The 23,874-nt window shown below is 56.3% G+C and carries 20 protein-coding genes; 12 read left to right on the top strand and 8 right to left on the bottom strand.

Annotation, left to right across the window (positions count from 1 at the left end; translation table 11 throughout):
* Nucleotides 1-8 precede the first annotated feature (8 nt).
* Complete coding sequence (locus tag L977_RS07950; RefSeq protein WP_047625546.1) at nucleotides 9-1,226, bottom strand: L-dopachrome tautomerase-related protein; 1,218 nt, start codon at nucleotides 1,224-1,226, stop codon at nucleotides 9-11.
* Nucleotides 1,227-1,271: 45 nt separating this feature from the next.
* Entirely contained in the window at nucleotides 1,272-2,066 is a 795-nt protein-coding gene (locus L977_RS07945) for an SDR family NAD(P)-dependent oxidoreductase (RefSeq protein ID WP_014882710.1), read from the bottom strand.
* A gap of 98 nt (nucleotides 2,067-2,164) precedes the next feature.
* On the opposite strand from L977_RS07945, the gene L977_RS07940 reads away from it, so the two are divergent.
* On the top strand, nucleotides 2,165-3,064 hold the full coding sequence (locus tag L977_RS07940; RefSeq protein ID WP_032637378.1) for a LysR family transcriptional regulator: 900 nt from the start codon (nucleotides 2,165-2,167) through the stop codon (nucleotides 3,062-3,064).
* A 35-nt stretch (nucleotides 3,065-3,099) separates the two neighbouring features.
* On the opposite strand, the gene L977_RS07935 is transcribed toward L977_RS07940, so the two are convergent.
* On the bottom strand, nucleotides 3,100-4,884 hold the full coding sequence (locus L977_RS07935; RefSeq protein WP_047625545.1) for a diguanylate cyclase: 1,785 nt from the start codon (nucleotides 4,882-4,884) through the stop codon (nucleotides 3,100-3,102).
* A 118-nt stretch (nucleotides 4,885-5,002) separates the two neighbouring features.
* Entirely contained in the window at nucleotides 5,003-6,112 is a 1,110-nt protein-coding gene (locus tag L977_RS07930; RefSeq protein WP_014882713.1) for an AI-2E family transporter, read from the bottom strand.
* 345 nt (nucleotides 6,113-6,457) lie between these two features.
* Here L977_RS07930 and mmuP point away from each other — a divergent pair, with 345 nt between their 5' ends.
* From mmuP to tauD, 6 genes are all read left to right on the top strand, one after another.
* The gene (gene mmuP / locus L977_RS07925) at nucleotides 6,458-7,858 is read left to right on the top strand and encodes an S-methylmethionine permease (protein WP_014882714.1); all 1,401 of its coding nucleotides are present in this window, start codon (nucleotides 6,458-6,460) and stop codon (nucleotides 7,856-7,858) included.
* Nucleotides 7,845-8,777 (top strand): homocysteine S-methyltransferase, encoded by a 933-nt coding sequence (mmuM, locus tag L977_RS07920; protein WP_032637374.1) that lies wholly within the window; start codon nucleotides 7,845-7,847, stop codon nucleotides 8,775-8,777. The genes mmuP and mmuM overlap by 14 nt, the downstream gene beginning before the upstream one ends.
* 224 nt (nucleotides 8,778-9,001) lie before the next feature.
* Nucleotides 9,002-9,964, top strand: coding sequence for a taurine ABC transporter substrate-binding protein (tauA, locus tag L977_RS07915; RefSeq protein ID WP_032637373.1), 963 nt, complete (start codon nucleotides 9,002-9,004; stop codon nucleotides 9,962-9,964).
* 10 nt (nucleotides 9,965-9,974) lie between these two features.
* Nucleotides 9,975-10,742, top strand: a complete 768-nt coding sequence (gene tauB, locus L977_RS07910; RefSeq protein ID WP_014882717.1) for a taurine ABC transporter ATP-binding subunit — start codon at nucleotides 9,975-9,977, stop codon at nucleotides 10,740-10,742.
* Complete coding sequence (gene tauC / locus L977_RS07905) at nucleotides 10,739-11,566, top strand: taurine ABC transporter permease TauC (RefSeq protein WP_014882718.1); 828 nt, start codon at nucleotides 10,739-10,741, stop codon at nucleotides 11,564-11,566. The genes tauB and tauC overlap by 4 nt, the downstream gene beginning before the upstream one ends.
* Nucleotides 11,563-12,411, top strand: a complete 849-nt coding sequence (gene tauD, locus L977_RS07900) for a taurine dioxygenase (RefSeq protein WP_023332207.1) — start codon at nucleotides 11,563-11,565, stop codon at nucleotides 12,409-12,411. The genes tauC and tauD overlap by 4 nt, the downstream gene beginning before the upstream one ends.
* An 88-nt stretch (nucleotides 12,412-12,499) precedes the next feature.
* On the opposite strand, the gene L977_RS07895 is transcribed toward tauD, so the two are convergent.
* Together L977_RS07895 and hemB are read right to left on the bottom strand one after the other, a co-directional pair.
* Nucleotides 12,500-14,203 carry a lysophospholipid acyltransferase family protein gene (locus L977_RS07895; protein WP_047343965.1) on the bottom strand — a complete coding sequence of 568 codons (1,704 nt, stop codon included), beginning with the start codon at nucleotides 14,201-14,203 and terminating at the stop codon, nucleotides 12,500-12,502.
* Nucleotides 14,204-14,275: 72 nt separating this feature from the next.
* Nucleotides 14,276-15,250, bottom strand: a complete 975-nt coding sequence (gene hemB / locus L977_RS07890; protein WP_008503294.1) for a porphobilinogen synthase — start codon at nucleotides 15,248-15,250, stop codon at nucleotides 14,276-14,278.
* 450 nt (nucleotides 15,251-15,700) lie between these two features.
* Here hemB and L977_RS07885 point away from each other — a divergent pair, with 450 nt between their 5' ends.
* Complete coding sequence (locus tag L977_RS07885) at nucleotides 15,701-18,475, top strand: autotransporter outer membrane beta-barrel domain-containing protein (RefSeq protein WP_047625544.1); 2,775 nt, start codon at nucleotides 15,701-15,703, stop codon at nucleotides 18,473-18,475.
* 92 nt (nucleotides 18,476-18,567) lie between these two features.
* Complete coding sequence (locus L977_RS07880) at nucleotides 18,568-19,191, top strand: helix-turn-helix domain-containing protein (RefSeq protein ID WP_023332210.1); 624 nt, start codon at nucleotides 18,568-18,570, stop codon at nucleotides 19,189-19,191.
* Between the two features lie 2 nt (nucleotides 19,192-19,193).
* Here the strand turns inward: L977_RS07880 and ampH are convergent, their stop codons facing one another.
* Nucleotides 19,194-20,354: a D-alanyl-D-alanine-carboxypeptidase/endopeptidase AmpH gene (gene ampH / locus L977_RS07875; protein ID WP_047625543.1), complete on the bottom strand. Its 1,161-nt coding sequence runs from the start codon at nucleotides 20,352-20,354 to the stop codon at nucleotides 19,194-19,196.
* Between the two features lie 204 nt (nucleotides 20,355-20,558).
* Here ampH and L977_RS07870 point away from each other — a divergent pair, with 204 nt between their 5' ends.
* The 3 genes from L977_RS07870 (at nucleotide 20,559) to L977_RS07860 (ending at nucleotide 23,540) form a co-directional block, all read left to right on the top strand.
* Nucleotides 20,559-21,092 carry an isochorismatase family protein gene (locus L977_RS07870; RefSeq protein WP_014882722.1) on the top strand — a complete coding sequence of 178 codons (534 nt, stop codon included), beginning with the start codon at nucleotides 20,559-20,561 and terminating at the stop codon, nucleotides 21,090-21,092.
* A 115-nt stretch (nucleotides 21,093-21,207) separates the two neighbouring features.
* Entirely contained in the window at nucleotides 21,208-22,428 is a 1,221-nt protein-coding gene (gene sbmA / locus L977_RS07865) for a peptide antibiotic transporter SbmA (RefSeq protein WP_047625542.1), read from the top strand.
* A 14-nt stretch (nucleotides 22,429-22,442) separates the two neighbouring features.
* Nucleotides 22,443-23,540, top strand: a complete 1,098-nt coding sequence (locus tag L977_RS07860; RefSeq protein ID WP_023332214.1) for a DUF1615 domain-containing protein — start codon at nucleotides 22,443-22,445, stop codon at nucleotides 23,538-23,540.
* Here the strand turns inward: L977_RS07860 and L977_RS07855 are convergent.
* Nucleotides 23,537-23,836 (bottom strand): DUF2755 family protein, encoded by a 300-nt coding sequence (locus L977_RS07855; RefSeq protein ID WP_014882725.1) that lies wholly within the window; start codon nucleotides 23,834-23,836, stop codon nucleotides 23,537-23,539. The genes L977_RS07860 and L977_RS07855 overlap by 4 nt on opposite strands.
* Nucleotides 23,837-23,874: the final 38 nt, after the last annotated feature.

The raw sequence follows: 23,874 nt of genomic DNA, 5'->3' as shown, positions 1-23,874 counted from the left end.
CAGCCATATTAGCGAGTTTTCATCGGCGGGTTCGTGTCCTGTCGCAAGCGCCACAGATCGTACCGTTCATGGCCTGGTTTGACCATTCCAGCGAAGTGGTCATTAAGGCTACTTGATGTGAAGATCAGGTCACCGTCCGGGCGAATAGCCGGTGTGTCTGGCCACTTTATGGCTTCATTTGCAGCAATAAGTAACATTTTACGGGTCTTCGGATCATATCTGACAATGCCGTTATGGGTGACATCTGTAATATAGAGGTAGCCTTTTGCATCGGTCACCAAACCGTCAGTATTACCTCCCACCGTGCCCAGATTCTGAATTTGAGCGGCAATCTGCGCATCAGTTGAATCATGTTGCTTCAGCACGGCAGTGGGCACCGCGTATGCATGTGTTCCCGTCGTCACCGTCCAGTACAATGTTTCTGCATCGGGAGACAGCGCAATACCGTTGATACCAATCAATAGCGGTTTACCTGGCCATACCTCCGCGCCATGGGAAATGACGTTTACCCCCGGTTCAATCTGCAGGGCAGGGTGACTATTCAGCACGCGTCGGGCTGTGCCGGTGGCGAAATCCACGACGATCAGGCCGACACGGTTTTCAGGCGCACTGCGCGACCCGCTGTCGGAAATGTATGCGATACGATGATTCTCATCGACAACGACATCATTAAGGAAACTTGCCTTACGGTCGGCCACGCCGTCCAGGGGGATACGTTTAACCGTTCGGCCCGAGTCGAGATCCAGTACGACCAATTTCTGCGAGCCTGAAGGGGATTCCGTTTCTCCCGCGATGAACCCCATATCCAGCGCCCATAACCAGCCGTTTTTACGATCAACATAAAAGCCGAGCACGTTGCGCAGGTTCTGATCGGGAGCGGAATCAACCGCATTACGCTCGCGGGACGGAAATGCTGTCAGGCGCGCGGGTCCGGACTGAGGATCGGTGTCGAGAATATTCAACGTGGCGGGGGCGCTGGCTGAAATCAGTCGGGGCGTACTGACAAAGGCCCGGCCCTTTGCATCAAAGTGAATGCCTGCTAAGGGGGCATTCACCGACCCGGAAAACACGGCTGGCATTTGCACGTTTTCAGGTTTATCCCAGCTTACGCCTGAGTAGCTGCGCCAGTGCTCAAGAGGCATCTGATCCGCCGCGCTGGCGCAGCTTGCGAAAGAGAACAATGCCGCCATTGCAATGGCGGGGAAAGTACCGATACGGTAGGACATACATGCTCCGGTGATGTGAGTAAGACGCGGTTTCTTAATGCGGTATCAAAGAATGGAGCGGAACGTTCCGCCTTCGACGCGTACCGCAGCCCCGTTTGATGCCGCGCCGAGTGGGCTTGCCAGTAGCGCGACCATAGCGGCTATCTCGTCAGCCTCGATCATTCGCGCGATCAGGGAACTGGGGCGGTAGGTCTGGAAGAAATGCGCTTCAATCTGCTGGTCTGTCATGCCAGGTTCAGGCGCTGTCTGGCGCAGGTAATCAATGATTCCGTCAGAGCGGGTTGCCGATGGCAGTACGCTGTTGACCGTTACGCCGGTACCCTTCGTCAGCTCTGCCATTCCTCGCGATACGGCGAGTTGAGCTGATTTACTGACGCCGTAATGCACCATGTCTGGCGGAGTGAAAGCGCCAACTTCGCTGGACATAAAAATCACCCGGCCCCAGTTGCGTGCTAGCATGCGTGGGAAGTAATGCCGTGAAAGACGAACGCCTGACATCACGTTAATGTTGAACATGCGTAGCCATTCCTCGTCGGTGATATCAGCGAAAGGGGCGGCTTCATAAAAACCCAGGTTATTGATAAGAATATCGGTATCCGTACAGGCCTTAATCAGCGCTTCTGCACCTTCAGCGTTAGCCAGATCGGCGACAATGGCTGATACCCGGGCCTGGGGAGCTGCCTGAGCAATTTTCGCTACCGCATTGTGCAGTTTTTCCCGATCGCGTCCGGTAATCGTGACGGCAACACCTTCGCGCGCAAGGGTACTGGCGATAGCCAGCCCAATGCCTGCGGTGGCCCCTGTAACAAGTGCTGTCTTACCGTTGAGTTGAAGATCCATCGTTTTTGCCTTTTGGTAACAAGTGCGGCTACTTTACTCATCGCTCAAACGGAGATAAATTAGCGAAAATGAAAAACATTTGTTCCTGAAAGAGCAAGATGAGCAGAAAATTCGATTATCTCGGCGATGTTGAGGTCTTCATTACTGTTGTTGAACATGGCTCATTTACCGCTGCAGCGGTCGCCCTTTCAACCACGCCCTCAGTGTTGAGTCGTGCGGTCTCCCGCCTTGAAGTGCGTCTTGGACGACAGCTATTGCAACGCACCACACGTCGTGTGGGACTAACGGAAGCCGGACGGATTTATCTTGAGCAGGCGCGTTCTGCTTTTTCCCTGCTTGATGACGCCGAACGCGATGGCCGGGGGCAGGAGGGGGATCTGACTGGCCGGGTACGGATCAGCGTCCCGACCACCTATGGGCATTATTGTCTGCCGCCCTTGCTGGCCCGCTTTTCCCAACAGTTTCCGCGCGTTCAGGTGGAGCTGAACATTACCAATCGCAATGTCGACCTGATCGCTGAGGGATTCGACCTGGCTATTCGCCTGGGTCAAATGCCTGACAGTGGATTCGTCGCGCGTAAATTGCAGGATGCGGCACTGCTGTTGGTTGCTTCACCCGCTTACCTTCATCGCATGGGAATGCCGCAGACGCTCGATGAACTGCGGCAGCATATGTGCCTGCCTTTTATTATGCCGCGTACCGGCCGTATTGCGCCCTGGGTATTTCGCGTGGATGAGCGGGATGTTGACTGGCAGCCAGATTCAACCATCGAGATTTCAGATGATGTCCTTGGCGTGGTTTCGCTGGCTGAACATGGAATAGGGGTCTGTCAGAGCTACGAATTCATTGTCCGCGAGAAGATACAGCGCGGCCAGTTAGTTGAGATACTTCCGCAACTTCGTGGACGATCGCGACCTTTCTCGCTCATCTATGCGCCCCATCGACGCCAGTCAGCAGCCACACGGGCCATGATTGATCTTCTGGCGTCAGAACAATGACATGAACATCATGCGTCATGAATAAGAGTCTAACCTTAACCCGCTTCCAGCATCCCAAAACTCACAATCCGCGCCCGGCCCAGCTCTTTCGCCCGGTATAAGGCGACATCCGCGGCGCGCAGCAGGTTGTCGCTCTGGGCATGCTCTGGATAGCTGGCAATACCAATCGAGACATCCACCGGCCCAATCTCTGAGAGGCCGTAACGAAGCGACAGCTCACGCACACCGTCATAAATTTTCTGCGCACAGGCATGCGCTTCTGCTTCTCCGGCGCCGGGAAGCAGTACCAGAAACTCCTCCCCCCCGAAGCGAAAGGCCAGACCGCTGTCATGCCCGGCCCGCTGAACAATCAGCGCCACGCTTTTAATGACCAGGTCTCCGGCCTCATGGCCGAAACGGTCATTAATGCTCTTGAAGTGATCGATGTCGATCATCAGGCAGCTAACCGGTTCATCGTTACGCATGGCTTGTGCCATCTGGGTGTGCAGGGTGTCTTCCAGATGATGGCGATTACGCAGGCCGGTGAGCGGGTCAAACAGGGCTTTTTCCAGTAACGCGTCGCGCAGACGTTGGTTCGCCAGCGCCAGTCCGAGCGCCTCAGCCATCAGTTCAAGATACGGGCGGGAAGGGGCATTGTCCGCGTTGATGTTCTGGAAAGAGAGCAAGCCAATGGCCTCCCCCTGGGCGATAAGCGGCACGCACAGCGCGCTGTTCGCCGTCTCTTCCTGCAGGTGATAGCAGGCGATATCCGGCTCACCGTTGACCGGCGGATGGCTCTGACCACGACGCACGGCCCAGCACTCGTCAGGGTGGAACGTTGTCTCGTCACCCACCGGCGCAAGCCATTGCGCGACGCAGCGCATCTGCCACGGATCCCGGTCGAGAACGTAGAGTCGGCCAGGGATCCCCGGTGCAATATTGGGCGCAAACAACTCCGCCACGTTAATCACATCGTTAACGTTCTCACATCCCTGCAGCCTCTGGGTCATGCGCGCCAGCAGCTCGCGGATGGCCCAGTCGGCATCGCGCTCTTTTTCCAGACGCTGGCGCGCAAGGCCGTTTTCACGGAAGATGCGGATGGCCTGCGCCATATCGCCGATCTCATCAATCTGGTTGAAGTTGGGCGTTTCCACCGCGTAGTCCTGTGATGCCAGGCGGTGCACCACGTCGCTCAGGCGCACGACCGGACGCAGCACGCGGCGTTTTAATATAAAGCCAAGCACAAACAGGAACAGCAGGGCGGTGAGGCCAACCATCAACTCAGAGGCCGTTCGCAGCGCTTTCGATTTTTTTGTCGCCTCCCATACGGACGTGATTACACGTTTGTCGAGTATCTGGCGAAAGTGATCGATCTGGTTCTGGGCGCGCTCAAGCTCTTGCTCATAAGAGGCACCATAGAGCAGGGCGATGGCCTGAGCGTCTTCACCCCGCGCCGTGTTCGCCAGGGCCATTTGCTGTTCGTCCTGCAGCTCATCAACAATCTTTAAGCCTTCATGCAGCAGGGCAAGCTCGTCATCCGATGCGCCAGCGTCCTGCAGTTTTTCCAGCTTCAGCTCGATGTGCTTCAGGCTATTCTCTGACTGGTTATACTCTTTGAGGATTTGCGGATCTTTTTTGACGACGTACAGGCGTGCTAAATCGGACTGTACCCAGGCATCAGTTTCAATATTTTCCGTCAGCTCATCAAAACGTTGACGCTGTTCAATGGCCTGACGCTCGGCGGTGTCGGCGCCGGAAGCCAGCAGCATGATAATGCCGGACGCAATGGTCAGGCAGACCGTGGCACCATAGGCCCAGTTAGTAATTGTCGCGATTCGCACCTGGTGATCCTTTTACAACTTGAAGAGGATGGCGTTCTTCAGATTATAGAAAACGGCTGATTTAAGGCGAAAAAAAGGCGGCACAGTGCCGCCTGGTGGGGTCTATATCGTCACATCCTTACAAATCTGGAGGGTTTTTTCCCTCTTCAATGAAATCGGCATCCAGCTCTTCAGCATTTCCTTCGTGGTCGCGGCCGGAGAAGAGGTTCCAGCAGGCGATAAACAGCGCGGCAATCAGCGGCCCAATGACAAAGCCATTAATGCCGTACAGCTCCATGCCGCCGAGGGTGGAGATCAGTATCAGATAGTCCGGCATTTTGGTGTCTTTACCCACCAGCAGCGGTCGCAGGATGTTGTCCACCAGCCCGACGACTATCACGAAGAAGCCGACAATGAACAGCCCCTGCCAGATCTGGTGCGTGGCGAACAGGAAGATGGCGGCAGGGACCCAGACAATCGCCGAACCGATGGCAGGTACCAGCGAGAGGAAAGCCATCAGCGCGCCCCAGAGGACGCTGCCGTCGAGGCCCACAATGGCAAACGCAATCCCGCCGAGTATGCCCTGGACCACCGCCACCGCCGCCGTGCCTTTTACCGTGGCACGCGATACGCCGACAAATTTAGCGAACAGGTGTTGTTTGGCGAAATCAGACAGGGGCAGGGAGTCGAGGATCTGGCGCACCAGATACGGTCCGTCTTTCAGCAGGAAGAACAGCAGATAAAGCATGATGCCGAAGCTAATCGCAAAGCCAAACGTACCTTTGCCGATCAGAAACGCGCTACCCGCCAGATACTGCCCGCCCTGCAGCGCAACATCGGAGAGTTTTTTCTGGATCTGCGCCGCGTTGTTCAGGTTGTGATCCGCGAGGAAGCCGCTGGCCCAGTCCGGCAGGTGGTTAAAGATGCTCGCCACCACTTCCGGGAACTGCGTGTTGTTCTCCTGAAGCTTGGTGTACACCACGTTCAGCTCAATGGCGAGTGAGGAGAGGATCACCATCAGCGGAATAAAGACGATCAGGCAGATAATGCCGATGGTCAGCAGCGAGGCCAGCCCGTTGCGATCCCCCAGCGCGGTGCGCAGCTTGTTTTTTACCGGGTTAAAAATCACGGTCAGAATAGCGGCCCACAGTATTGCGGAGAAGTAGGGCGACAGCACGTCGAAGAAGGCCCAGGTCACAAGGGCGAGGATGAAAATAAAGAAACCTTTGGTCAGTCCGTTAAAGCGCATCAGTCATTCCTGGTTACTAAGAAACTGTTCGACTATAGAACTGATTGTGAGAATTACCAACCTTTGCGCCTTACCTGTTCTGTGGACAGTGTTGCGGTATGAATCCACTCTTCACGGATCCCACTTTTGACTGACCGAAGATCGTCTCTTCCCGCACCATGATATACATATCAGCTTGCGGAGGTGCTTATGGCCTGGCGTCCTTTTCTCTATGTCATCCTGACATCCCACCCCAGACTCAGTGCGCGGCGCGCTCGTTTGCGTCTGGTCATCTAGCTTTTTATTAACAATCGCGGTATAACACCTTCTTTGGATGTTTAGATGTCCATACGTATAGAAGGTAATATGCAAACACAACAAGAAAATGGGCAGCTGAAGCGCACCATGAAAACACGCCACCTGATTATGCTCTCGCTGGGCGGCGTGATTGGGACTGGGTTATTTTTTAATACGGGCTATATCATTTCCACGACCGGGGCGGCGGGCACACTGCTGGCATACCTGATTGGCGCGCTGGTGGTCTGGCTGGTGATGCAGTGTCTTGGTGAACTTTCCGTGGCGATGCCGGAAACCGGCGCGTTCCACGTTTATGCCGCCCGTTATCTTGGTCCGGCGACGGGCTACACCGTGGCGTGGCTCTACTGGCTCACCTGGACGGTGGCGCTCGGGTCGAGCTTTACCGCCGCCGGGTTCTGCATGCAGTACTGGTTCCCGCAGGTGCCCGTCTGGACGTGGTGCGTGGTCTTCTGCGTGGTGATTTTTGGCCTTAACGTCATCTCCACGCGCTTCTTTGCTGAAGGCGAATTCTGGTTCTCGCTGGTGAAAGTTATCACCATCATCGCCTTTATTATCCTCGGCGGGGCGGCGGTCTTTGGCTTTATCCCGATGCAGGACGGTTCTCCTGCGCCGGGGTTAAGCAACATTACCGCTGAGGGCTGGTTCCCGCACGGTGGCCTGCCGATCCTGATGACCATGGTGGCGGTGAACTTTGCCTTCTCCGGCACCGAACTTATTGGTATCGCGGCGGGCGAAACCCAAAACCCGCACAAGGTCATTCCGGTCGCAATCCGCACCACCATCGCGCGGCTGATTATCTTCTTTATCGGCACCGTGTTTGTACTGGCGGCGCTGATCCCGATGCAGCAGGCGGGCGTGGAAAAGAGCCCGTTCGTGCTGGTGTTTGAGAAGGTCGGTATTCCTTACGCGGCAGATATCTTTAACTTCGTGATCCTGACGGCAATCCTCTCGGCGGCCAACTCCGGGTTGTATGCCTCCGGGCGCATGCTGTGGTCGCTCTCTAACGAGAAAACGTTGCCGCGCTGCTTTGCGCGGGTGAACAAAAATGGCGTGCCGTTGACGGCGCTTTCGGTTTCCATGCTCGGTGGCGTGCTGGCGCTGTTCTCAAGCGTTATCGCCCCGGACACGGTGTTTGTCGCGCTCTCGGCCATTTCCGGCTTTGCGGTGGTGGCGGTCTGGATCAGCATCTGCGCGTCGCACTTCGTTTTCCGTCGCCGACATCTGCAGTCCGGCCAGCCGCTCTCTGCGTTGCAGTATCGCGCACCGTGGTATCCGCTGGTGCCGGTACTCGGTTTTATTCTCTGCGTGGTTGCCTGTGTCGGCCTGTGGTTTGACCCGAGCCAGCGTATTGCCCTTTATTGCGGGCTTCCGTTTGTCGCCCTGTGTTATGGTGCGTACTACCTGACCCGAAATATGACATCGCAGGAGCCTGAACATGTCGCAGAATAATCCGCTTACCGCCCTTCTCGAAAAACAGCCGTTTGTGGTGCTGGATGGGGCGATGGCAACGGAGCTGGAAGCGCGCGGGTGTAACCTTGCAGACAGCCTCTGGTCTGCCAAAGTGCTGGTAGAAAACCCGGAACTTATCCGCGAAGTGCATCTTGATTATTACCGAGCAGGGGCGCAGGTGGCGATCACTGCCAGCTACCAGGCCACGCCCGCGGGCTTCGCGGCACGCGGGCTGGACGAGGCACAGTCCCGGGCGTTGATTGGCAAAAGCGTGGAACTGGCGCGTAAGGCGCGCGAAGCGTATCTGGCTGAAAACCCGCACGCAGGTACGCTGCTGGTGGCAGGCTCCGTGGGGCCGTACGGCGCGTATCTGGCGGATGGTTCGGAATATCGCGGCGACTACGTGCGCAGCGCCGAGGCGTTTACCGCCTTCCACCGCCCGCGCGTGGAAGCGCTGCTGGATGCGGGGGCAGACCTGCTGGCCTGCGAAACGCTGCCTTCGTTTGGGGAAATTAAGGCGCTGGCGGCGCTTCTGGCGGAGTATCCTCGCGCCCGGGCGTGGTTCTCGTTTACCCTGCGTGATAGCGAGCACCTGAGCGACGGCACGCCGCTGCGTGAGGTGGTCGACGTGCTGGCAAACTCCCCGCACATTGTCGCGCTGGGTATCAACTGCATCGCCCTGGAAAACACCACCGCGGCGTTGAAACATCTGCAAAGCCTGACGGCGCTGCCGCTGGTGGTCTACCCGAACTCGGGCGAGCACTATGATGCGGTGACCAAAACCTGGCACCACCACGGCGAAGCGTGCGAGACGCTGGCGGGCTATTTGCCACAGTGGCTGGCGGCTGGAGCGAAATTAATCGGTGGATGCTGTCGCACCACACCGAAGGATATTGCTGAGCTAAACGCAAAGCGCTGACTTCTCTGCCGGGTGGCGGCTACGCCTTACCCGGCCTACGGATAGCACAATTTGTAGGCCGGGTAAGCGTAGCGCCACCCGGCACAAACCAACCGCACAAAACCAACTATCCTTTCCCACTTTTTATCTAAAAACGAATCGTTATGAGCGATGCGTTTTAATTCCTTTATCAAAATTCCCGCGCCGGAAATACTGCCCTCATAACAACAAGGGGAGCAGATACTATGGCAATTTCATCGCGAATCACACTTCTCGGCGCGCTGGCGCTGTGGGCCTTTCAGGCGCAGGCGGTAGACGTCACCGTCGCGTATCAAACCTCTGCGGAACCGGCGAAAGTTGCGCAGGCGGATAACACCTTTGCCAAAGCGAGCGGCGCGAACGTCGACTGGCGCAAGTTCGACAGCGGGGCGTCCGTCGTGCGTGCGTTAGCCTCCGGCGACGTGCAGATCGGCAATATCGGATCCAGCCCGCTGGCGGTCGCGGCCAGCCAGCAGGTGCCGATTGAGGTGTTCCTGCTCGCCTCGCAGCTCGGTAACTCTGAAGCGCTGGTGGTGAAGAAAAACATCACCAAACCGGAAGACCTGATCGGCAAGCGCATCGCAGTGCCGTTTATCTCTACCACCCACTACAGCCTGCTGGCGGCGCTCAAACACTGGGGCATCAAGCCGGGGCAGGTTCAGATTCTTAATCTCCAGCCACCCGCGATAATCGCGGCCTGGCAGCGTGGGGATATTGACGGAGCCTATGTCTGGGCCCCAGCCGTGAACGAGCTGGAAAAAGACGGCACCGTGCTGACCGACTCCGAAAAGGTGGGCCAGTGGGGCGCGCCGACGCTCGACGTGTGGGTCGTGCGCAAAGACTTTGCTGAGAAACATCCCGAGGTGGTGAAAGCCTTTGCCAAAAGCGCCCTCGACGCCCAACAGCCCTATATCAGTAACCCCGATGAATGGCTGAAGCAGCCCGCCAATCTGGAAAAACTCGCCCGACTGAGCGGCGTGCCGGAAGCGGACGTGCCGGGACTGGTGAAAGGCAATACCTACCTGACCCCTGCGCAGCAGGTGCAGCAGCTGACCGGGCCGGTGAACAAAGCGATTGTCGATACCGCCACCTTCCTGAAAGCGCAGGGCAAAGTGCCCGCGGTAGCGGCGGATTACAGCCAGTACGTCACCGACCGCTTTGTGAAATAAGGAGTCCGCCATGCTGAGCATAACGAACCTGTATGCCGATTACGGCGGCAAACCCGCGCTGGAGGAGATCAACCTGACGCTGGCCAGCGGTGAACTGCTGGTGGTGCTGGGCCCCTCCGGGTGTGGGAAAACCACGCTACTGAATCTGATTGCCGGTTTTGTCCCTTATCAGCGTGGCACCATCCAACTGGAAGGCAAAAAGGTGGAAGGCCCCGGCGCCGAGCGCGGCGTGGTTTTCCAGAATGAAGGTTTGCTCCCCTGGCGCAACGTGCAGGAAAACGTGGCGTTTGGGCTACAGCTTGCGGGGGTGAACCGCGAACAGCGGCTGGAAACGGCACGGCAGATGCTGAAAAAAGTGGGTCTCGAAGGGGCGGAAAAACGCTTTATCTGGCAGCTTTCCGGCGGTCAGCGCCAGCGTGTCGGCATTGCCCGTGCGCTGGCGGCAAACCCGCAGCTGTTGCTGCTGGACGAGCCGTTCGGCGCGCTGGACGCCTTTACCCGCGAGCAGATGCAAACCCTACTGTTGCGTCTCTGGCATGAGACGGGCAAGCAGGTCCTGTTGATCACCCACGACATCGAAGAAGCGGTGTTTATGGCGACCGAGCTGGTGCTGTTATCGCCGGGGCCGGGGCGCGTGGTGGAACGCTTGCCGCTCGAGTTCGCGCGCCGTTATGTCGCCGGAGAACCCGTGCGCAGCATCAAATCCGATCCGCAGTTTATCGACCAGCGTGAGTACATCCTAAGCCGCGTGTTTGACCAACGGGAGGCTTTCTCATGAGCATCGTCTTCAGTGAAAAAACGCGCCGCACGCGTCAGGCGCTGCGCTGGCCGTTCTCCCGCCAGCTCACGTTGAGCGTCGGGACGCTGTTGGTGTTACTGGCGGTGTGGTGGCTGGTGGCGGCACTGCAGTGGATCAGCCCGCTTTTTCTGCCGCCGCCGGGACAGGTGCTGGCCAAACTTATTGCCATCGCCGGGCCGCAGGGGTTTATGGATGCCACGCTCTGGCAGCATCTGGGCGCAAGCCTGACGCGCATTCTGGTGGCGCTGCTGGCGGCGGTGATGATCGGCATTCCGGTTGGCATCGCGATGGGCTTAAGCCCGACGGTGCGCGGCATCCTCGATCCGCTGATTGAGCTTTACCGCCCGGTGCCGCCGCTGGCCTATCTGCCGCTAATGGTAATTTGGTTTGGCATCGGTGAAACGTCAAAAATCCTGCTGATCTATCTGGCGATTTTCGCCCCGGTTGCGATGTCGGCGCTGGCGGGCGTCAAAAGTGCCCAGCAGGTGCGGATCCGCGCGGCGCAGTCGCTGGGCGCCAGCCGGACACAGGTGCTGCTGTTCGTGATTTTACCGGGCGCGCTGCCGGAGATCTTAACCGGGCTGCGCATCGGCCTCGGGGTGGGGTGGTCCACGCTGGTGGCGGCAGAGCTGATCGCCGCCACGCGAGGATTAGGGTTTATGGTGCAGTCGGCGGGAGAGTTCCTGGCGACTGACGTGGTGCTGGCTGGGATCGCGGTCATTGCCGCGATCGCCTTCGGATTAGAGCTGGGGCTGCGCGCGCTACAGCGTCGTCTGACGCCCTGGCATGGAGAAATACAATGAGTGAACGTCTGACCATTACCCCGCTGGGGCCGTATATTGGCGCGCAGGTGTCGGGCCTGGATGTAACCCGTCCGCTGAGCGATAACCAGTTCGAGCAGCTGTATCATGCGGTGCTGCGCCATCAGGTGGTGTTCCTGCGCGAGCAGGCAATCACCCCGCAGCAGCAGCGCGCGCTGGCGCTACGCTTTGGCGATCTGCATATCCATCCGGTCTATCCGCATGCGGAAGGGGTGGAGGAGATTATCGTCCTGGATACCCATAACGATAATCCGCCGGATAATGACAACTGGCACACCGATGTGACCTTTATCGAGACGCCACCCGCAGGGGCGATCCTCGCGGCAAAATTGCTGCCGGAGACCGGAGGCGATACGCTGTGGGCGAGCGGCATTGCGGCTTTCGAGGCGCTGTCCGCACCGTTCCGGACGCTGCTGAGTGGTCTGCGGGCGGAGCACGATTTCAAAAAATCGTTCCAGGAATACAAGTACCGTAAAAGCGAAGAGGAGCATCAGCGTTGGCTGGATGCGGTTGCAAAACATCCTCCGCTGCTGCACCCGGTGGTGCGTACCCATCCGGTCACGGGCAAGCAGGCGTTATTCGTGAACGAAGGGTTTACCACGCGCATTGTGGACGTGACGGAAAAAGAGAGCGAGGCGCTGCTACGCTTCCTGTTTGCGCATATCACCAAACCGGAGTTTCAGGTACGCTGGCGCTGGCAGGAGAACGATCTCGCGATCTGGGATAACCGCGTGACGCAGCACTATGCCAATGCGGATTACCTGCCGCAGCGTCGGATTATGCAGCGGGCGACGATTTTGGGGGATAAGCCGTTTTATCGCCCTTGATCCTGTAGTACCTGTAGGCCGGGTAAAGCGTAGCCGCCACCCGGCAATTGTGCACCGTTTTTGCCGGGTGGCGCTGCGCTTACCCGGCCTACAAAGAGTGTACCCCTATATACCGCTGATAGCGGTTCGTCTTCAGGTAGCACAAATCCACCAGCACCAGCCCGTCGACGCAGTTGTTGAACGCCGGGTCGCTGCCAAAATCAATAAACTGCACGCCGCCCGGTTCGCACAGCTCGGAATACTGCTTGTAGAGTGGCGGAATGCCGCAGCCCAGATTGCCGAGCAGGGATTTCAGCTTCGTCAGATCGTCCACGTAATCCACGCCGCCAAACTGTGCCAATACGTCCGGTAACGATGCAGGATAAGGCTGGCGCGACGCGGCCAACGGATGGCTTGCCGGGAACCACAGACGGTAAAATGCCACCAGCAGATCCCGCGCCGCAGGCGGTAAGCCTCCGGAAATCGAGACCGGGCCAAACAGATAACGGTAGTGCGGATAACGTGCCAGATAAGCCCCAATCCCGGACCAGAGATAATCCAGGCCGCGGCGTCCCCAGTAGCGCGGCTGAATAAAGCTGCGACCCAGTTCAATGCCGTGCTCCAGCACGTCCTGCATTTTATCGTCGTAGTGGAACAGGCTGTAGCTGTACAACCCTTCCGGACCCCGATGCGCAACCTGCTTTGCGGTGGGCATAAAGCGATACGCCCCCACGATCTCCAGATCCTCATCATCCCACAGGATCAGGTGCAGATAATCGTCATCGTAACGGTCGGTGTCCCGGCGCTTGCCGCTCCCTTCCTCCACCGCACGAAACGCAATTTCGCGCAGGCGGCCCAGCTCGCGCAGCAGCGGAGCCTCTTCCTGGCCGTTGCGCTGCCACAGATAGATGAGCTTACCGTCGCCGGTTTTGCCCAGACACTCGGCCTGCGCCAGCTCGCGTTTCAGAGTCGCCCGGTCCTCCGGACGAGCAATGGCGCACTGGGTTTTAAAGACGCCAGGCATTCCCTTGCCAAGACGCATCACGTGCTGACGGCACTGCTCGGCCATCTCACGCGACGAAAGGGTGGCGCTGTGCCAGTGATGCCAGGCGATCTGCTGGCCGATTTTAATCGGCAGCTGGCTATGGCGGCGGCGGAACATCTGCTGCATTAACAGCAGCATCGACAATGTCGGCGACACCAGCGTGCTGGCATAAAAGAGGAGACTATTGTGCGCCTGAATATGCACCGGCAGCAGCGGCGCGCGCAGCTTGCTGGCGAGCTTGATAAAGCCCGGGTGCCATTTTTTATCGTGAATGCCTTTGCGCGTCGGACGTGAAACTTCTCCCGCCGGGAAGAAGATCAGGACGCCCGCATTTTGCAGATGTTGTTCCATCTGCACCAGGGAGGATTTCGCCGTCCTGCCCCCCATATTGTCCACCGGGATAAAGAGTGAACTGAGAGGCTCAAGGTGGGTCAGCATCCGGTTGGTCACGACTTTTACGTCACGGCGTACGCGGGAGACGGCGTACAACAGCGCCAGCCCGTCCAGCGTACCCGTCGGGTGGTTGGCAATAATGACCAGCGTGCCATGTTCGGGGATTTGTTCGAGATCGCGGGCGGAAACGGTGCAGAGAATATCAAGGTGCTCCAGAACTTGCTCCACCATGTCCAGTCCTTTGAGGTGGTGGTGCGCGGCGGCAAACTGCTGGAATTCATCTTCGTAAAACAGTCTTTTTAACAGACTTTTTTGCCAGGGTGCAGGCCTCGCCTGAGGCCAAAGATCGTCGAGTACGCTATCGAGGCTAAACATGGTTACTCCTCCTGCCGTCTTGCGAAGACAGTAGAAGGAGCAGATGTCGGTTGTATTGCAGTTTGGTGAAGATTAGCGGAGGATTTTTTTCTCAGCCAGATCCAGCGCGAAGTAGCTGAAGATCAGGTCCGCGCCCGCACGTTTGATCGCACCCAGGCTTTCGAGGATCACTTTCTCTTCGTCAATCGCTCCCGCCTGCGCGGCGAATTTGATCATCGCGTACTCGCCGCTCACCTGGTAAGCGCCCAGCGGCAGTTCAGTGCGTTCGCGGATGTCGCGCAGAATATCAAGATACGCGCCAGCCGGTTTGACCATCAGGCAGTCTGCGCCCTGAGCTTCATCCAGCAGGGATTCGCGAATCGCTTCCCGGCGGTTCAGCGGGTTCATCTGATAGGTTTTACGGTCGCCCTTCAGCGCCGTGCCAGCCGCTTCACGGAACGGGCCGTAGAAGGAGGAGGCAAATTTGGTGGAGTAGGACATGATGGCGGTGTCGGTGAAGCCTGCCGCATCCAGCGCCTGACGAATCGCCTGAACCTGTCCATCCATCGCGGCAGAGGGGGCGATGAAATCTGCACCCGCTGCGGCCGCGACCACGGCCTGCTTGCCGAGATTCAGCAGGGTGGCATCGTTATCCACACCATGATCGCACAGCACGCCGCAGTGGCCGTGAGAGGTGTATTCGCAGAAGCAGGTGTCTGACATGACGACCATTTCCGGCACGGTCTCTTTGCAGATGCGGGACATACGGGCGACAAGGCCATCTTCTTTCCACGCATCGCTGCCGGTGGCGTCGGTATGATGGGAGATGCCAAAGGTCATCACCGAGCGGATCCCCGCGTTGGCGATGCGCTCGATCTCGCGCGCCAGATATTTTTCCGGAATGCGCATTACGCCCGGCATGGCTTCGATGGCTTTGTAGTCATCGATCTCTTCTTCAACAAAAATCGGCAACACCAGATCGTTTAAGGTCAGGGTTGTCTCTTCAAACATAGCGCGCAGTGCAGGTGACTTGCGCAGACGGCGGGGACGTGCAATTAAATCGGTCATGGGATGCCTGATGTTTGTGGAACAAAGAGGCCTAGTGTACCTCAAAGTGAAGGCCGTTGTTTTACGAAAGTAGGCTTTTTTCTTTTCTCAAATTGACGGCTGAAGAACCTTTTTTCACTCTACACTCGCGCGGTCTGTTTTTTCAGGAAAAGGGGAATGATTAGTATGATTTCTATATCAGATAGAATATATAAAAAATAATGATCTATTTATTTTAATAATATTAATGTGAGTTATGAAATTAATTTTCAACTTTCTGTTTTTATAATGTTTATAATGATTGCCTGCTGTGTGGTTGACCTTTTTTCTGTTTTTTTGTCTGTATGCGGACTTAATGGAATCATTCATTGAACCTTTTCTAAATGCAACTGCATAATTCTCTCCGCAATTGAATATTGCACAATGATTTGACGGACAAACTTGCTTACGTCCCTGAGGAGGGATGACCCAATGCAAACATGGAAAAAGAAACTGGTTGTATCTCAACTTGCATTAGCCTGTACCCTGGCTATCGCTTCTCAGGCCAATGCAAAAGATATTTCCGGTACGACGTATAATACATTTGGATATGATAACGCCGCCTCAACCCCGTGGTATTATGGTTATGCTGACTGGGATTACACTGATGCCAGCCATGACGGTGATATTTATCCGGTGATCAATAAATCAACGGTGAATGGCGTTATTTCGACGTATTATCTGGATGACGGCATCAATGGTCATTCTAATGCGCTCAGCATTTCTAACAGCACCATCAACGGTATGATTACCTCTGAGTGTATGACCGCAAACTGTGCCGACGGCGTAGACGCCGACGGTACCGCACATACTCAGTTCGATCGTTTTAGCCTGACTGTCGATAACAGCACGATCAACGACGCTTACGAGCATTACGCTTATGACGTCGTGAAGGGCGAAACATCGGAAACCCATTACCTGGATACCTACGCTCTCGGTAACGCGATTACGCTGGACGTGGAGTCTGATATTGTTATCCAGAATAATTCCCACGTAGCGGGCATTACGCTAACGCAGGGCTATCAGGAGCTCGATAATACTCCGTATGACGGCGTTGAAGGCGTGGCGAACAGCGCAAACGTGTTCACCGATACGCTGGTGGTTAAAGACTCCGTGCTGACGTCAGGCGCCTACAGCGATCTGGGTACCAGCGGATTCTACGGTCAAACGGCTAAGCCGAGCGACTACGGTGAAACCCACGCCACGGGTGCGGATGACGCGGCGCTGATCGTTGCGGCCAGCGCATCTGACAACGCCATGCAGACCACCGCCACGTTCGACCATTCTACCGTCACCGGCGACATCCTGTTCGCCAGCACCTTCGATAACAACTTCTACGAAAATGGCGATCCGGCAACCGATACCACCGATGATGGCGTCTATAACCCAACCACTAATGGCTGGGATGGCACCGACAGGCTGGACGTGACGCTGACCAACGGCAGCAAGTGGGTCGGTGCGGCGCAGTCCAGCGTTGAAGCCATTGGCACTTCGCAGATGTACGGTCTGGGTTACAGCAACGTTGACTGGCATGCGCTGGCGCCTAATAGCATCTGGCCTGACTCCACCTTTGACAGCAACGGCCACGTAGCGGGCGAAGCGGTCTACCAGAGCGGCCTGTTCAACGTAACGCTGGACAACGGTTCCGAGTGGGATACCCGTAAGATCTCTAACATCGACGCGCTGGCGGTGAATAACCGCTCTCAGGTCAACGTTGAAAACGCTGGCCTGCTGGCGGACTCCATTACCCTAACCAATGCTTCATCGCTGAATATTGGCGACAGCGGCGGCGTAGCGACCGACAGCCTCTATCTGGACAGCGATAGCCGTGCAGCTCTGACCGAAGAGACGGCCGCGCTGTATGCGAATACGATCACCGTCGATAACGGTGCCGAGCTGGCGCTGGGTCTGGGTCAGGTCGACACGCACAATATGGTGCTGACCGACGGCGGCGTACTGAACGTAGCCAGCCGTGATTACGTGCTGAACAGCGATCTGAATAACGCGCGTTATATCACTAACGATCGTTACAGCGCGGACTACGACTATGGTGTCGTCGCACTGAACTCAGACGGCCATCTGGCGGTGAATGGTGACGTTGCCGGTAACTATAAAGTGCGCATTGATGATGCGACCGGCGCAGGCTCTGTCGCTGATTACAAAAACAAAGAGATCGTCCGTGTTTATGATAACAATCCGGATACCGCAGCCCACTTTACTGCCGCAAACAAAGCGGATTTAGGGGCTTACACCTATCAGGCACAGCAGCAGGGTGATACCGTTGTCCTTGAGCAGAAAGCGCTGAGCGACTACGCCAACATGGCGCTGAGCATTCCTTCTGCCAATACCAATATCTGGAATCTGCAGCAGGATACCGTCGGTTCGCGTCTGACCAACAGCCGTCATGGCCTGGCGGACAATGGCGGAGCCTGGGTGAGCTACTTCGGTGGCAACTACGACGGTGACAATGGCGTTATCAGCTACGATCAGGACGTGAGCGGCATTATGGTCGGTCTGGACACCCAGATTGACGGTAACAATGCGAAGTGGATCGTCGGCGGTGCAGCAGGCTTCGCGAAGGGGGATATCAGCGATCGTACCGGTCAGGTCGATCAGGACAGCCAGACGGCAATGATCTATGCCTCTGCGAAGTTTGCGAACGATATGTTCCTCGACAGCTCCCTGAGCTACACCCGCTTTAACAACGACCTTTCAGCTACCATGAGCAACGGTCAATACGTTGACGGTGACACGACCACCGATGCGGTTGGCTTTGGCATGAAGCTGGGCTATGACTGGAAACCAAACCTGTCTGGCTACGTAACCCCTTACGCGGCGGTATCCGGTCTGTTCCAGTCCGGGGATGATTATCGCCTGAGTAATGACATGCGCGTTGATGGGCAATCTTACGATAGCCTGCGCTATGAACTCGGCCTGGATGCGGGTTATACCTTCAACTACGGTGGCGAGCAGGCGCTGACGCCTTACTTCAAGCTGGCCTATGTCTATGATGATGCTGATAACACTGCGGATATCAACGACGACAGCATCGACAACGGCGTTAAAGGCTCTGCGGTGCGTGTAGGGCTGGGTACGCAGTTCAGCTTCACGAAGAACTTCAGCGCGTACACGGATGCCACGTATCTTGGCGGCGGTGACGTTGACCAGAACTGGGGCGCCAATTTGGGTGTGAAATATACCTGGTAATACCTGAAAGCGGGGGAGAATATCCCCCGCTTTTTTACGATAAAAACAAAAAACAATATTGAACCGACCAATACGGATGTCTTGAGGTCTGCATGAACGTTAATGCGAAACCGCTTTCTGAATTAAGCCGGCTCGAACAGTGTCTGATAGCAGCCAGTAGTACGTTTCAATGTGCTCCACAACAAATCATTACTTCTCACGAGTGCAATGAGTCACGCACGGTCGTATTACAGACCGGTATAATCGAAATCTATCGTTATCCAGATGAATTGCTGTTGGGGATCGCGAAAGCGCCATTTATTTTTGGGCTATCCACCGTGATGATTAAACACTGTCACGAATACAAAGTTATCGCCAAAACACCCTGTACGGGTTTTTATTTATCCACGGAAACCACCCGTCAGCTCATACAACAGAATGCGCTCTGGAAAGAGGCCTTCACCTGGTTATCATGGATAAATTACATTCTTGCGAAACGCGACATGCAGCTGGTGGGAAATAATTCTTATCACCAGATCCGCGCCATGTTGCTGAATATGGCGGAGTGGGATGAAACGTTGCGCTCGAAAATTGGTGTGATGAATCATATTCAACAAAGCACCCGTATTTCGCGCTCGGTTGTTGCAGAGGTTCTCGCTGCGCTGCGGCAGGGAAACTACATTAATATGAGCCGGGGCAAGCTGGTCAGCATCAACCGCTTGCCCACGGAATATTAAGATCAGTTAGACGCGGTCAGCACCTGGGCTTTATTGGCGCTCAGTTCAGCCACCAGGTTATTAATGCCATCACTCATATTAACGAAGCGCGTATGCGGGGAGCGGGTGACCACCACAAATGCGCCCACGTTGGACTGCGGGATCATCGCCATATAGGTAATGAACCCGCCGCCGCCGCCGGTTTTCTGAATAATACCCGGACGGCCATTTTTTGGTGCCATATAGACCCAGCCCAGGCCGAGCGCATCGGCTTTACCCGGTACGTCCATTCCGACCACACGGTGCAGCTGAGTTCGCTGATAAATCAGGGTCTGCATACGGTCGGCCTGGCTGCTGCGCGAGTAGAAATCCGATGAGAGGAACTGCTGCATCCAGCGCATCATGTCGCCTGGGGTGGAATAGACCCCGCCGCTCCCCACTGCCGCCAGCGTGTTGTTACACGGGCTTGCACCTTTCTCTGCCACCATCAGGCGACGGCACTGGTCCGGAGAAGGGGTAAAGGTGGTGTCTTTCATCCCCAGCGGACGGGTTATCTGCTCTTCAAACAGCTGCGTGTAGGGTTTGCCCGCAGCCGCTGAGAGGGCATCCGCCAGCAGGTCGAACGCCAGATTGGAGTAAGAGGCCTGCGAACCCGGGGCCGCCTTCAGCGTGGCGGTGCTCAGGTAGTTCCAGCGCTGCTCGCGGGTGGGCCAGACAAACACGTCGCGGTGCGCCGCCCCGCCAGGCTGCTCACGCGGTAGCGCGCTGGTGTGCGTCGCGAGGTTCACAAGGCGAATGGGCGTTCCCTGATACGTCGGCACTCGTGCACCCGGTGGGGCGTATTTGCTGAGCGGATCGTCGAGCTTCACCACGCCCTGGTCGAGCAGTTTCACCAGCATTTCGCTGGTCATTAGCTTGGTTAAGGACGCGATGCGAACGACGGAATCCAGCTGCGGGTGAACGTTATTGCCTGGGCGCGTTTCACCGAAGCTGCGGAATACGCGCTGGTTGCCATCAATAACCACCATTGCCATCCCGGTTGCGCCGCTGCCGTAATAGATCAGGTTCGCGTAGCGATCGGCAATGTCTGAAGCCAAAACGGGCGCCGTCAGCGGTTGGGCCGCCTGGACGGTGGAGAAGCTCACCGCACACAGCGCGGCAAAAGAGAGCAGACAACGTTTCAACGAAAAGCATCCATGAAGTGAATGAAGAAAGTAATGGGTATTTATACTACTAATCTCTACCGTGCAATGCCCGGAATAGCATAACGATAGCCAGAAAAACGTAACCATGGGTAAATATGAATAATTTACTTGCGAGCGCTCTCCCATTTTCTGGCATCGGGCTTATGATAGGCACCAGTATTACTCAATCTTACGGAGAACGGTATGTCTGAAAAGCGTGTGGTCATGGTGGTTGATATGCAAAACGGGGTATTTGAAACCCCTCGTCATCAGCGCGAAAAGTGTGTCTCTCTGATCAACCAGCTTACGCAGGCGGCCGACACCGTCATTTTTATTCAGCATACCGAGGCCGGGGGGCTGGAAGAAGGAAGTGAAGGGTTTGCGCTGCTGCCTGAACTCCATCAACCGGCTGATGCGCTTTACGTTACCAAGACCGCCTGTGATTCTTTTTACAACACATCGCTTGAAGCGCTGTTACGTGAACACGGAATTCGTGAGTTTGTCATCTGCGGCTGCGCCACGGATTACTGCGTGGATGCGACAATTAAAAACGGCGTCAGTCGGGGCTACCACATTACCGTGGCTGAGGATGCTCATACCACCGCGAATCGCCCGGCGGCTGAAGCACAGATTCTGATTAACCACCATAATGACGTCTGGCGTAACTTCATTGCGCCGATGAACCCTCCCGCGGTGAAACGCACCGAAACAATTCTCGAAAACTGGAAAGCGAACTAATAATCAACCCTCGGGTCTGACCTTTTTGCCCGAGCCGGTCTCCCGGCCCGGGCAGGGTATTCGTTTGGTCATGTGTTGAGCACAGCAACAACCATAACAACAAGAAGGAAGCATCATGTTTAAGTCTTTTTTCCCAAAGCCGGGGCCATTTTTCCTGTCGGCATTTATTTGGGCATTGATCGCGGTCGTTTTCTGGCAGGCGGGCGGCGGTGCATGGCTGGCACGCATAGTTGGGGCGACAGGCGACGTGCCGATTAGCGCAGCGCGCTTCTGGTCACTGAGCTATCTGCTGTTTTACGCCTACTACATGCTGTGCGTAGGGCTGTTTGCGCTGTTCTGGTTTGTCTATTCTCCGCACCGCTGGCAGTACTGGTCGATTCTCGGTACCTCGCTGATCATCTTTGTGACGTGGTTCCTGGTGGAAGTGGGGGTGGCGGTAAACGCCTGGTATGCACCGTTCTACGATCTTATTCAGACCGCGCTGAGTTCGCCGCACAAGGTCACCATTAATCAGTTCTACCATGAAGTCGGCGTCTTCCTCGGTATCGCGCTTATTGCGGTGATCATTGGTGTTATGAACAATTTCTTCGTCAGCCACTATGTTTTCCGCTGGCGTACCGCGATGAACGAACATTACATGGCGCACTGGCAGCATCTGCGTCATATCGAAGGTGCCGCGCAGCGTGTGCAGGAAGACACCATGCGTTTTGCCTCCACCCTTGAAGATATGGGCGTCAGTTTCATCAACGCCATCATGACGCTGATTGCTTTCCTGCCGGTACTGGTGACGCTCTCTGCGCATGTGCCGGAGCTGCCGATTGTCGGCCATCTGCCGTATGGTCTGGTGATTGCTGCGATTGTCTGGTCGCTGATGGGCACGGGCCTGCTGGCGGTGGTGGGGATCAAGCTGCCGGGTCTGGAGTTTAAAAATCAGCGCGTCGAAGCAGCGTATCGTAAAGAGCTGGTTTACGGGGAAGATGACGCCAGCCGCGCGTCGCCGCCGACCGTCCGTGAGCTGTTTGGTGCCGTGCGTCGTAACTACTTCCGCCTTTACTTCCACTATATGTATTTCAACATTGCGCGCATTTTGTATCTGCAGGTGGATAACGTTTTCGGCTTGTTCCTGCTGTTTCCGTCGATCGTTGCGGGTACGATTACGCTCGGTCTGATGACGCAGATCACCAATGTTTTCGGTCAGGTGCGCGGGTCGTTCCAGTATCTGATCAGCTCCTGGACCACGCTGGTGGAGTTGATGTCCATCTACAAACGTCTGCGCAGCTTTGAGCGTGAGCTGGACGATCGTGACCTGCAGGAAGTGACCAATACCTTTAGCTAATACAGGGAGTTGCTATGTCTTTTGCCGTACCGCGCGCGTTATCGCTGTCCTTACTGGCCGCTCTGGTGCTGGCGGGCTGTGCCGAAAAAGGGGCAGCCCCGCTCAAAAAGGGTGAAAAGCCCGTGGATGTGGCAAGCGTTGTGCGGCAAAAAATGCCCGCCAGCGTGAAGGATCGCAATGCGTGGGCAGATGCGCTGGCTAAAACCTTTGAAAGCCAGAAGATTGCCCCGACCGAGGAAAATATCTGCTCGGTGCTGGCGGTGGCGCAGCAGGAGTCCATGTACCAGTCAGACCCGGTGGTGCCGGGTCTGAATAAAATTGCCTGGAAAGAGATCGACCGCCGCGCGGAATCGATGCATATCCCGGTGTTCCTCGTGCATACCGCACTGAAAATCACCTCGCCGAACGGTAAAAGCTACAGCGACCGGCTGGACACGGTGAAAACCGAAAAACAGCTCAGCGCCATTTTTGATGATTTCATCAACATGGTGCCAATGGGGCAGAAACTGTTTGGCTCGCTCAACCCGGTTCACACCGGCGGACCAATGCAGGTGAGCATCGCGTTTGCCGAGAAGCATACCGACGGCTATCCATGGAAAATTGACGGTACGGTGCGCCAGGAGGTCTTCTCACTGCGCGGCGGACTGTGGTTCGGCACGTATCATCTGCTGAACTATCCGGCGAATTACAACGCGCCGCTGTACCGCTTCGCAGACTTTAATGCGGGCTGGTATGCCAGCCGTAACGCGGCGTTTCAAAGTGCGCTTAGCCGCGCAAGCGGCGTCAAGCTGGCGCTGGACGGCGATCTCATCGCCTACGGCAGCAGCGAGGCGGGAGGCACCGAAAGCGCGGTACGAACATTATCGACAGCGCTTGATATGAGCAACAGCGATATCCGCCGTCAGCTTGAAAAAGGCGATAGCCTGGCATTCGAGAAAACGGATCTCTACAAGAAGGTGTTTGCCCTTGCGGAGCAGAAGAGTGGGAAAACGTTACCGAGGGCTATCCTGCCGGGTATTCAGCTGGAAAGCCCGAAGATCACACGTAACCTGACCACCGCCTGGTTTGCGAAGCGCGTGGACGATCGCCGGGCTCGCTGTATGGGGCTTTAATGGCGACGACGAAAGCGCAGGACTAACGCGACAACGCCTAAAATCATACACCCCGCGAGGAAAGGAACGAGACCGAACAGCGTGCTCACGCCAAAGCCAATCTCCACTCGCGGACGCCCGTTATCCTGCACCTGCATCAGGTGTTCATAAACACCTGGCGCATGGACCAGCATATTGAGCAGCTGGGAGCCTGCCCAGAAGCAGAAAAGGACAAACAAGGCATACGCGATATTACCCGCCGTAGAGGTTTTTGGTTTGCCGCCAAAAATCGGTTTCGACAATGTAAAGTCAGCCATGTTGACCTCCCGAGGTATAACTCTGTTTTAATTCGCGT

Origin of the sequence: Enterobacter sp. ZOR0014 (assembly GCF_000798855.1) — a bacterium.
GTDB classification, from domain to species: domain Bacteria; phylum Pseudomonadota; class Gammaproteobacteria; order Enterobacterales; family Enterobacteriaceae; genus Enterobacter; species Enterobacter kobei.
The sequence above is the reverse complement of the archived record's forward strand: the minus strand, read 5'-3'. Positions and strand labels throughout refer to the sequence as shown.

What these genes read in the sequence shown, in the direction of transcription:
- L977_RS07950 (WP_047625546.1), bottom strand. Translation starts at nt 1,226, where the DNA reads ATGTCCTACCGTATCGGTACTTTCCCCGCCATTGCAATGGCGGCATTG.
- L977_RS07945 (WP_014882710.1), bottom strand. Translation starts at nt 2,066, where the DNA reads ATGGATCTTCAACTCAACGGTAAGACAGCACTTGTTACAGGGGCCACC.
- L977_RS07940 (WP_032637378.1), top strand. Translation starts at nt 2,165, where the DNA reads ATGAGCAGAAAATTCGATTATCTCGGCGATGTTGAGGTCTTCATTACT.
- L977_RS07930 (WP_014882713.1), bottom strand. Translation starts at nt 6,112, where the DNA reads ATGCGCTTTAACGGACTGACCAAAGGTTTCTTTATTTTCATCCTCGCC.
- mmuP (WP_014882714.1), top strand. Translation starts at nt 6,458, where the DNA reads ATGCAAACACAACAAGAAAATGGGCAGCTGAAGCGCACCATGAAAACA.
- mmuM (WP_032637374.1), top strand. Translation starts at nt 7,845, where the DNA reads ATGTCGCAGAATAATCCGCTTACCGCCCTTCTCGAAAAACAGCCGTTT.
- tauA (WP_032637373.1), top strand. Translation starts at nt 9,002, where the DNA reads ATGGCAATTTCATCGCGAATCACACTTCTCGGCGCGCTGGCGCTGTGG.
- tauB (WP_014882717.1), top strand. Translation starts at nt 9,975, where the DNA reads ATGCTGAGCATAACGAACCTGTATGCCGATTACGGCGGCAAACCCGCG.
- tauC (WP_014882718.1), top strand. Translation starts at nt 10,739, where the DNA reads ATGAGCATCGTCTTCAGTGAAAAAACGCGCCGCACGCGTCAGGCGCTG.
- tauD (WP_023332207.1), top strand. Translation starts at nt 11,563, where the DNA reads ATGAGTGAACGTCTGACCATTACCCCGCTGGGGCCGTATATTGGCGCG.
- L977_RS07895 (WP_047343965.1), bottom strand. Translation starts at nt 14,203, where the DNA reads ATGTTTAGCCTCGATAGCGTACTCGACGATCTTTGGCCTCAGGCGAGG.
- hemB (WP_008503294.1), bottom strand. Translation starts at nt 15,250, where the DNA reads ATGACCGATTTAATTGCACGTCCCCGCCGTCTGCGCAAGTCACCTGCA.
- L977_RS07885 (WP_047625544.1), top strand. Translation starts at nt 15,701, where the DNA reads ATGCAAACATGGAAAAAGAAACTGGTTGTATCTCAACTTGCATTAGCC.
- L977_RS07880 (WP_023332210.1), top strand. Translation starts at nt 18,568, where the DNA reads ATGAACGTTAATGCGAAACCGCTTTCTGAATTAAGCCGGCTCGAACAG.
- L977_RS07870 (WP_014882722.1), top strand. Translation starts at nt 20,559, where the DNA reads ATGTCTGAAAAGCGTGTGGTCATGGTGGTTGATATGCAAAACGGGGTA.
- sbmA (WP_047625542.1), top strand. Translation starts at nt 21,208, where the DNA reads ATGTTTAAGTCTTTTTTCCCAAAGCCGGGGCCATTTTTCCTGTCGGCA.
- L977_RS07860 (WP_023332214.1), top strand. Translation starts at nt 22,443, where the DNA reads ATGTCTTTTGCCGTACCGCGCGCGTTATCGCTGTCCTTACTGGCCGCT.
- L977_RS07855 (WP_014882725.1), bottom strand. Translation starts at nt 23,836, where the DNA reads ATGGCTGACTTTACATTGTCGAAACCGATTTTTGGCGGCAAACCAAAA.